8 protein-coding genes and 1 pseudogene are annotated in these 9,477 nt (G+C 69.2%); 1 reads left to right on the forward strand and 8 read right to left on the reverse strand.

The window, feature by feature from the left end; all coding sequences use genetic code 11:
* Positions 1–37 precede the first annotated feature (37 nt).
* From coaBC to mihF, 4 genes are all read right to left on the reverse strand, one after another.
* The gene (gene coaBC / locus ACWDTP_RS34740) at positions 38–1,282 is read right to left on the reverse strand and encodes a bifunctional phosphopantothenoylcysteine decarboxylase/phosphopantothenate--cysteine ligase CoaBC (RefSeq protein ID WP_450027766.1); all 1,245 of its coding nucleotides are present in this window, start codon (positions 1,280–1,282) and stop codon (positions 38–40) included.
* 18 nt (positions 1,283–1,300) lie between these two features.
* A complete protein-coding gene (gene rpoZ, locus ACWDTP_RS34745; RefSeq protein ID WP_450027767.1) occupies positions 1,301–1,624 on the reverse strand; it encodes a DNA-directed RNA polymerase subunit omega in 324 nt (107 codons plus the stop codon).
* A 94-nt stretch (positions 1,625–1,718) separates the two neighbouring features.
* A complete protein-coding gene (gene gmk, locus ACWDTP_RS34750; RefSeq protein ID WP_450027768.1) occupies positions 1,719–2,303 on the reverse strand; it encodes a guanylate kinase in 585 nt (194 codons plus the stop codon).
* A gap of 10 nt (positions 2,304–2,313) precedes the next feature.
* Positions 2,314–2,631, reverse strand: coding sequence for an integration host factor, actinobacterial type (gene mihF / locus ACWDTP_RS34755; protein ID WP_003894434.1), 318 nt, complete (start codon positions 2,629–2,631; stop codon positions 2,314–2,316).
* Between the two features lie 499 nt (positions 2,632–3,130).
* Between mihF and ACWDTP_RS34760 the strand changes: the two genes are divergently transcribed.
* Positions 3,131–3,598, forward strand: a complete 468-nt coding sequence (locus ACWDTP_RS34760; protein WP_450027769.1) for a hypothetical protein — start codon at positions 3,131–3,133, stop codon at positions 3,596–3,598.
* A gap of 22 nt (positions 3,599–3,620) precedes the next feature.
* On the opposite strand, the gene pyrF is transcribed toward ACWDTP_RS34760, so the two are convergent.
* From pyrF to ACWDTP_RS34780, 4 genes and pseudogenes are all read right to left on the reverse strand, one after another.
* Positions 3,621–4,439, reverse strand: coding sequence for an orotidine-5'-phosphate decarboxylase (pyrF, locus tag ACWDTP_RS34765; protein WP_450027770.1), 819 nt, complete (start codon positions 4,437–4,439; stop codon positions 3,621–3,623).
* Complete coding sequence (carB, locus tag ACWDTP_RS34770) at positions 4,436–7,777, reverse strand: carbamoyl-phosphate synthase large subunit (RefSeq protein ID WP_450027771.1); 3,342 nt, start codon at positions 7,775–7,777, stop codon at positions 4,436–4,438. The genes pyrF and carB overlap by 4 nt, the downstream gene beginning before the upstream one ends.
* Before the next feature lie 88 nt (positions 7,778–7,865).
* On the reverse strand, positions 7,866–8,987 hold the full coding sequence (gene carA, locus ACWDTP_RS34775; protein ID WP_450027772.1) for a glutamine-hydrolyzing carbamoyl-phosphate synthase small subunit: 1,122 nt from the start codon (positions 8,985–8,987) through the stop codon (positions 7,866–7,868).
* Positions 8,984–9,349: pseudogene (locus ACWDTP_RS34780) on the reverse strand (PH-like domain-containing protein); the annotation flags it as partial. The gene carA and the pseudogene ACWDTP_RS34780, both read right to left, overlap by 4 nt.
* Positions 9,350–9,477: the final 128 nt, after the last annotated feature.

Raw genomic sequence — 9,477 nt, forward strand, 5'->3', positions numbered from 1 at the left:
TGCAAGGCATTCCCGCGTCGTGCGGCGTACGCCGAGTTCACCCGCCCCGGCTCTGCAAAAAGGCCGTTATCGCGTCCACGATACGGGTGGCCATCAGGGTCTTGGACCCGTGCTCCAGTGCGGCCTCGGTTCCGTCGGCGCTCAGCAACCACCCGTCGTTGTGGTCCACCTCGAACGCCCGGTTCTCCCCGACCGCGTTAACCACGAGCAGGTCACAGCCCTTGCGCTTGAGTTTCGCCCGCGCATGGAACAGCACGTCGCCGTTCGCGTCGCCGGTTTCGGCGGCGAATCCGACGATTGCCCGCATCTTGGGCAACTGCCCCTCCGCCCTGGCCCGCACCGCGCCGGCCAGGACGTCCTCGTTGCGAACCAGATCGATCGAACTCGGCTCGGATGCGCCCTTCTTGATTTTGGCGGTCGCGATCTGGGCCGGCCGGAAATCGGCGACCGCGGCGGCCATCACGAGGACGTTGGCCTCGGGGGCCCGTTTGGACACCGCGTCGTGCAGCTGCGCGGCCGAACCGATGTGCACCACGTCGACGCCGGCCGGGTCGATGAGCCCCGCGGTGTTTCCGGCGATCAACGTGACCTCGGCGCCGCGCTGGGCCATCACCCTGGCCATCGCGTAGCCCTGCTTGCCCGAGCTGCGGTTGCCAATGAACCGCACCGGATCGAGCGGCTCGCGGGTGCCGCCCGCGGTGACCAGCGCCTTCACCCCGGACAGGTCGTAGGGCAGCGCATCGCCACGTTCCAGCAGCAGCTGCGCCAGGGTGGTGATCTCCTCGGCCTCGGGCAGCCGGCCCGCTCCGCTGTCCGAACCGGTGAGCCTGCCGGACGCGGGTTCCAGCACAACCACGCCGCGACGCCGCAACGTGGCCACATTGTCGACGGTGGCCGGGTGGAACCACATCTCGGTGTGCATCGCGGGCGCGAACAGCACCGGACATCGGGCGGTCAGCAGGGTCGCGGTGAGCAGATCGTCGGCCCGGCCCGCGACGGCCCGGGCCAGCAGGTCGGCGGTGGCCGGCGCGACGACCACCAGGTCGGCCTCCTGGCCGATGCGCACGTGGGGTACCTCGTGCACATCGGTGAACACACCGGTGTGCACGGGATTGCCCGAGAGGGCCTCGAAGGTGGCGGCGCCGATGAACTGCAGCGCCGACTCGGTGGGGAGCACCCGGACCGAATGACCGGCCTCGGTGAGCTGACGGACCACGGTGCACGCCTTGTAGGCGGCTATGCCGCCGGACACACCGACGACGATTCGCTTACCCGCGCTCACCTGCCGGCCCCGGCCTGGCTACTCGCCCTCGGTGTGCTCGAGCAGATCCTCGTGGATCTCCCGCATCGCGATCGACAGGGGCTTCTCCTGCAGACCGGGCTCGACCAGCGGGCCGACGTATTCAAGGATGCCGTCGCCGAGCTGGTTGTAGTAGTCGTTGATCTGGCGGGCCCGTTTGGCCGCGTAGATCACCAGCGCATACTTGCTCGACGCGCGGTCCAGCAACTCGTCGATGGGCGGGTTGGTGATGCCCAGCGGCGTGTCGTAGGCGCTGATGGCGGACGAATCGGTACCCAGGTCGTCCACAGCGGTCAGCTGCGCATCGGCGTGCGGGGTGCTCACGAAAAAGTCTCCTGGCGGTTATGGCGGGAATGCAGGTGAACAGCGTGCTGGTGGCTCGCGGATCCGATCGGTTCGGTCCCGGCACGGTGAGTCATCAACTGTCCACCAGCAAGGATACCAATTCGGCGCATGCCGAATCCAACTGGCGGTTGACGACGACCTGGTCGAAATCCGATTGGGCGGCCATTTCGGCCCGGGCGGTCTCGAGTCGCCTGGCCATCACCTCGGGCGTTTCGGTGCCCCGGCCGGACAGCCGGCTGACCAGTTCCTCCCAGCTCGGCGGCGCCAGGAACACCGAGACCACCTCGGGCATCGCCCGCTTGACGGCCCTGGCCCCGGCCAGGTCGACCTCGATCAGCACCGGCCGCCCCGCCGCCGTGGCCTCGCGCACCGGCTGCGCCGGTGTGCCGGAGCGATGCAGGCCGCCGTGGATCTCGGCCCATTCCAGCAGGGCCCCGTCGTCGATCAGCCGCTGGAATTCCCCGGCGGAGACGAAGCGGTAGTCCACGCCGTCGGTCTCGCCCGGCCGCGGGGCCCTGGTGGTCACCGACACCGAGAAATACAGGTCGGGAAGCCGCTCCCGCAGACAACGGACCACGGTGGACTTCCCGACGGCAGAGGGGCCGGACAGCACGACGACCGCAGCCGCATGATGTCCGACCCCTCGGCCGGCGCTCAACCTCGGCGCCTTAGGACTGGTCGAACTTCTCCAGCAGGGCCTTGCGCTGACGATCGCCGAGGCCGCGCAGGCGGCGGGTCGGAGCGATCTCCAGCTCGGTCATGATTTCCTGCGCCTTGACCTTGCCGACCTTGGGCAGGGCCTCCAGCAGAGCGGAGACCTTCATCTTGCCCAAGACCTCATCGGTCTCGGCGTCGGTGAGCACCTGCTTGAGGTTGGTGCCGCCACGCTTGAGCCGATCTTTGAGCTCGGCTCGCGCTCGACGTGCGGCGGCAGCCTTCTCCAACGCTGCCGCGCGCTGCTCGTCGGTCAACTGGGGAAGGGCCACGGGTTCCTCCGTCTCCTGGCGATTTTTACTTCGGCCATTACTTGTTTGTCTCGGCTGGAGCACAAAACCAGCCAGCGACGACGACCGTACCCACGCGGGCTGACTAAAGCTAACCCCACCCCCTGGTTACGGCACTAAAAGCCCAGCGTGTAGTGCGCTCGGGCGGCCCGCGGAAATCCGGCGCCGGCGCCGCCCTGGCCGGCCCGCAGAGCCGGACGAAAATGGATATCCCTGCATGTCAACGGTTTTCGGCGCCGGGGTGACGGGACGGTGAAACCGGGGTCGCGCGCACCGGCCCCGGACGGGGCTGCCCGCGGCCCGGGCCGGAGAAATTCTCGCTGGTCACGGCGTGTCGGGCGTGTCGGAGGGGTGACGAACTCGTCAATCGGCCTCCGCGATGGCGCCTAGCACTCGCCTAACCGACACATAGCGACTACACAGCTTGGCTAAATAACCTGCCCAGGTCGGGCACCAACATCCGCTCGAAGGGAAGCTGGATATGAACATCAAGCGTCTGACCTGCGCATCTACGGTCGCCATCGCACTCGGAACGGCCACTTTGGCCGCCGGAGCGCCGGTGGCGACGGCCCAGCCCGGTCCCCAGCCGTGCAGCTTCGGCAATTGCCAAGGCCCGGGCGGCCCCGGAGGGCCGGGCCGGGGACCCGGTGGACCTGATCGTGGGCCGGGAGGGCCCGGCGGCTTCGGTGGGCCGGGTGGGCCTGATCGCGGCCCCGGAGGGCCCGATCGCGGACCAGGTGGACCCGGCGGGCCCGGCGGCTTCGACGGACCGGGTGGTCGGGGCGACCACTGGGGCCCGCCGCCACCCGACCTGGCATGGCGCGGCATCGACCAGGGCCGCTTCGACCATCAACCGTTCAACTACAACGGAAGCTGGGTGACGCCGTTCTTCAACCCGACGTTCAACAACTGGGGCTTCTGGCTGTTCGGTATCTGGATCCCCCTGTGAGACAACGGCTTTAGCGGCGTCGTCAGATCAGGCGGGCGACCTGGTCGCGGTACCGCTCGGCCGCGGCGCGGACGTCGACGACCACCGGTCCACATCGCAGCACGTCGCGCGATACCGCGGGCAGCAACAGTTTTGCGCCGCCGAGACCGCGCAGCGTGTCCGGACGCCCGCCCTGCGCACCCACCCCGGGGACCAGCACCGGCCCGCCGAGGGCGCTCAGGTCGGGCGGTTCGGTCACGGTGGCCCCGACCACCACGCCCACCGAGCCGGCCGGCTCCCCCGCCGCCCGATTCACCTCCGAGGCGGCGTCGACGATGGACTGTGCGACGGTCCGGTCCCCCGCCACCGCACGCTGAACGGCCGCGCCCTCCGGATTGGAGGTGGCGGCCAGCACGAAGACCCCGCGGCCGTGGGCGGCCGCGGTCTGCAGCAGCGGCTGCAGCGCACCGAACCCGAGATACGGCGAGGCGGTGACAGCATCGGCGGCCAACGGTGAGTCGGCCGCCCAGGCCTCGGCGTAGGCGGCCATGGTCGAGCCGATATCGCCGCGTTTGGCATCGGCCAGTACCAGGACACCGCGATCACGCAGCGCGGCGATGGTGTGCTCGAGCACGACGAAACCGGCCGAACCGTAGGCCTCGAAGAACGCCACCTGCGGTTTGACCACCGCGAAACTGGCGAACGCTTCGATGCAGACATCGCAGAACGCGCGCAGCCCGTCCGGGTCGGCTTCGAGCCCCCACCTGCGCAGCAGCTCGGGGTGCGGATCGATGCCCGGGCACAGCGGCCCGCTGGCCGATACCGCGTCGGCCAGCCGGGCCCCGAACCCGGTCCCCGTCACCGCGATTCCAGCTCGCTGTGCAGCTCCTGCAGGGACATCACGCCGATATCACCGCGGATGCCGGCCTCGATGCCCTGCACGGCGGCCGAGGCACCCTGCACGGTGGTCACACACGGAATGTTCATCGACACCGCGGCCGAACGGATCTCGTAACCGTCGACGCGCGGCCCGGAGTTGCCGTACGGGGTGTTGATCACCATGTCGACCTCGCCGGCCTTGATCACCTCGACCGACGAGGGAAGATCGTCGCTTCCGCTCGGCCGCTCGGAGTGCTTGCGCACCTCATCGCATGGAATTCCGTTGCGGCGCAGCATTTCCGCGGTACCCTCCGTGGCCACCACCCGAAAGCCCAGGTCGGCGAGGCGCTTGACCGGGAACACCAGCGAACGCTTGTCCCGGTTGGCCACCGAGACGAACACCGTGCCCTGCGCGGGCAACGATCCGTAGGCGGCGGTCTGGCTCTTGGCGAACGCCGTGCCGAAGTCGTGGTCGATGCCCATCACCTCGCCGGTCGACTTCATCTCCGGCCCGAGCAGCGAGTCCACCTGGGCGCCATCGACCCTGCGGAACCGGTTGAACGGCAACACCGCCTCCTTGACCGCGACCGGAGCGTTGCGGCCGACGTGGGCGCCGTCGCCGGTCCCGCTCAGCAGGCCCTCCCCACGCAGCTCGGCGATGGTGGCGCCCAGCATGACCCGGGCGCAGGCCTTCGCCAGCGGTACCGCAGTGGCCTTGGAGACGAACGGCACGGTCCGGCTGGCGCGCGGATTGGCCTCGAGCACGTAGAGCACATCGTCCTTCAGCGCGTACTGCACGTTGAGCAGCCCGACCACCCCGATACCGTGCGCGATGGCCTCGGTGGCGCGGCGCACGGCCTCGATATCGCTGCGGCCCAGTGTGACCGGGGGCAGGGCGCACGCCGAGTCGCCGGAATGGATGCCGGCCTCCTCGATGTGCTCCATGATGCCGCCGATGTAGACCTCGGTGCCGTCGCACAGCGCGTCGACGTCGATCTCGATCGCGTCCTCCAGGAACCGGTCGACGAGCACCGGATGCTCCGGGGACAGCTGGGTGGCGCGGGCGATGTAGCCCTCCAGGGTCGCCTCGTCGTAGACGATCTCCATGCCCCGGCCGCCGAGCACGTAGGACGGCCGCACCAGGACCGGATAGCCGATGTCGGCGGCGATCCGGCGGGCCTGCTCGAAGCTGGTCGCGGTGCCGAACCGGGGTGCCGGCAGCCCGGCGTTGGTCAGCACCTCCCCGAATGCGCCGCGGTCCTCGGCCAGGTCGATGGCTTTGGGGCTGGTGCCCACGATCGGCACCCCGGCGTCCTCCAGCCGTTTGGCCAGGCCCAGCGGGGTCTGGCCGCCGAGCTGCACGATCACCCCGACCACGCCGGGGCCGCCTGCGCCGGAGGCCTGCTCGGCGTGATAGATCTCCAGCACATCCTCGAAGGTGAGCGGTTCGAAGTACAGCCGGTCGGCGGTGTCGTAGTCGGTGGACACCGTCTCCGGGTTGCAGTTGACCATGACCGTCTCGAACCCGGCCCGGGTCAGGGTCGTGGCGGCATGCACACAGCTGTAGTCGAATTCGATGCCCTGGCCGATCCGGTTCGGCCCGGAACCCAGGATCAGCACCTTGGGCTTCTCGGACTGCGGGGCGACCTCGGTCTCGGCCGCCGGATCCAGCTCGTAGCTGCTGTAGTGATAGGGCGTCTTGGCGTCGAACTCCGCGGCGCAGGTGTCGACGGTCTTGAACACCGGGTGGATACCGAGCCGGGTGCGCAGCGCCCGGACCCCGGATTCGCCGGCCAGTTCCGGCCGCAGCGCGGCGATCTGGCCGTCGGACAGGCCGCTGTTCTTGGCCCGGCGCAGCAGGTTCTCGTCGAGCACCGGCGCGTCGAGCAGTTCGGTGCGCAATCCGACCAGCCCGGCGATCTGTTCGACGAACCACGGGTCGACGCCGGAGGCCTCGGCCACCTGCTCGACACTCGCGCCCAGCCGCAGCGCCTGCTCGATGTCATAGAGCCTGCCGTCGGTCGGCGTGCGCAGGTTGGTCAGCAACTGTTCGACGTTCGCGTCGGAGTCCGGTTTGGTCCAGAACCCGGCGCGCCCGGTCTCCAGCGACCGCATGACCTTGCCGAGCGCCTCGATGAAGTTGCGGCCCAACGACATCGCCTCGCCGACCGATTTCATGGTGGTGGTCAGCGTGGCGTCGGCGCCGGGGAACTTCTCGAACGCGAACCGGGGGGCCTTGACCACGACGTAGTCCAGGGTCGGTTCGAAGCAGGCCGGGGTCTCCTTGGTGATGTCGTTGAGAATCTCGTCGAGGGTGTAGCCGATAGCCAGCTTGGCGGCGATCTTGGCGATCGGGAAACCGGTGGCCTTCGACGCCAGGGCGCTCGACCGCGACACCCTCGGGTTCATCTCGATGACGATGAGCCGCCCGTCGGCGGGGTTGACGGCGAACTGGATGTTGCATCCGCCGGTGTCGACGCCGACCTCGCGCAGGATCGCGATGCCCAGATCGCGCATGATCTGATACTCGCGGTCGGTCAGCGTCATAGCCGGTGCGACGGTCACCGAATCGCCGGTGTGCACGCCCATCGGGTCGAAGTTCTCGATCGAGCACACCACCACCACGTTGTCGCGGCCGTCGCGCATCAGCTCGAGTTCGAATTCCTTCCATCCGTAGATGGATTCCTCGATCAGCACGTTCGCCGACGGTGACGCCGAGAGCCCGTCCCCGGCCATGCGTTCGACGTCCTCGGCCGAATAGGCCATGCCCGAGCCGAGGCCACCCATCGTGAAGCTTGGCCGCACCACCACCGGCAGGCCGAGGTCGGCGACCGTCTCGCGGACCTCGTCCATGGTGAAACACACCCGGCTGCGGGCGGATTCACCACCCACCTTGGCGACGATGTCCTTGAAGCGCTGCCGGTCCTCACCGCGCTGGATGGCCTCGAAGTCGGCCCCGATCAGCTCCACGCCGTACCGCTCCAGCACCCCGGTCTCGTGCAGGGCGACGGCGGTGTTGAGCGCGGTCTGGCCGCCGAGCGTGGCCAGCACGGCGTCGATCTTGTTGCCCCGGGCCGCCTGCTGGGCGATGACCTTCTCGACGAAGGCGGCGGTGATGGGTTCCACGTAGGTGTGGTCGGCGAACTCGGGATCGGTCATGATCGTGGCCGGGTTCGAGTTGACCAGGCTGACCTGCAGACCCTCGGACCGCAGCACACGGCAGGCCTGGGTGCCCGAATAGTCGAACTCGCAGGCCTGGCCGATCACGATGGGCCCGGAGCCGATCACCAGGATGTGGTTGAGATCAGAGCGACGTGGCATTACCTCTCCTCCGCGCGAGCGACCGCTGTTGTACGCGAAATGCGGCGTGTCGGTGTACAGACACGGGCGCTCGCGGTGTGGGGGGACATCACTTCTGTCCGGCCATCAGAGCCACGAACTGGTCGAACAGGTACTCGGCATCGTGCGGCCCTGCGGCGGCCTCGGGGTGATACTGCACCGAGAAGGCCCTGCCGTCGGCCAGCCGAACGCCTTCCACCACACCATCGTTGGCGCAGGTGTGGCTGACCTCGGCGGTCCCGAACGGGGTGTCGAAGGTCTCCCCCGCTTCTCCTTCGAGGGCGAAGCCGTGATTCTGCGCGGTGATCGCCACCCGTCCGGCGCTGTGGTCGATGACCGGAACGTTGATACCGCGGTGCCCGAACACCATCTTGTAGGTGGACCGGCCCAGCGCCCGGCCCAGGATCTGGTTGCCGAAACAGATACCGAACAGCGGGATCCCGGCGCCGAGCACCTCCCGGGTGACCTCGACGATGTGATCGGCGGTGGCCGGGTCGCCCGGCCCGTTGGACAGGAAGATCCCGTCGGGCTTGAGGTCGGCGATCTGTTCGAAGCTCACCGAGGACGGCAGCACATGGCTGCGGATGCCGCGGCGGGCGAAATTGCGCGGTGTGTTGGTCTTGATGCCGAGGTCGACGGCGGCCACGGTGAACCGCCGTGTGCCCTCCGGCTCCACGACGTAGGACGTGTCGGTGCTGACCTGCCCGGCCAGGTTGGCCCCCAGCATGGACCGCTGGCCGCGCACCCGGGAGAGCAGTTCGTCGGGATCGGCCAGCCCGTCGCCGGAGAACACGCCCGCCTTCATCGATCCGCGGGTCCGCAGGTGGCGTACCACCGCCCTGGTGTCGATGCCGGCGATCCCGACGATGCCCTGGGCCACCAGGGCATCGTCCAGGGTGCCGGTGGCCCGCCAGTTCGACGCCCGCGGTGACGGGTCGCGCACCGCGTACCCGGCCACCCAGATCTTGTCGCCGCGGCTTTCGCCGTCCTCACCGTTCCACCCGGTGTTGCCGATCTGCGGCGCCGTCGCGACCACGATCTGCCCGTGATAGCTCGGATCGGTCAGGGTCTCCTGATAGCCCGACATCCCGGTGGAGAACACCGCCTCGCCCAGCGTCTGGCCGATCGCCCCGAAGGACGTGCCGGTGAAGACGCGGCCGTCCTCGAGTACCAGGACAGCTCTGTGACTCATGCCTTCTCCTCCACCCAGCGGTCGTATTCGAGTCGGTTGTCGGCACGGAACCCGGTGTCGATCTCGACCCCGGACGGCAGACGCCACCGGATCGCCAGAATGCCGTCGTGCGTGAGCGCCTTACCCGCGATTCCCCGCTCGGTCCTGATCGCGGCGATCGATTCCTCGGGGATCCAGATCGGCCCGGCCCCGGTGCGCTGCAGCATGATCCCCTCGGGAAAGCGGGTCAGCACCGCCTTGGCCCGGAACCCGAGATCACCCGCGGCGACCTTGTCGTTCCAGTGCGGAACCAGGGTGCTGCCCACGTAGAGCCCCTTGGTGGCCGCCACGGTCGCCGGGGCCGCGGGGGGGGGGGGCGGGGGGGGCGGGCGCGGGCGCGGGGCCCCAACCGGAGAGTCCGGCGCCCCCCCGCCCCCTATCAGACCGGGCGCCCCCCCCGCCCCCCCACGGCAACGTGGCGCCGACGAGACGTCGGACCGCGACGTCGGGT

This window comes from Mycobacterium sp. NPDC003449 (assembly GCF_053588415.1).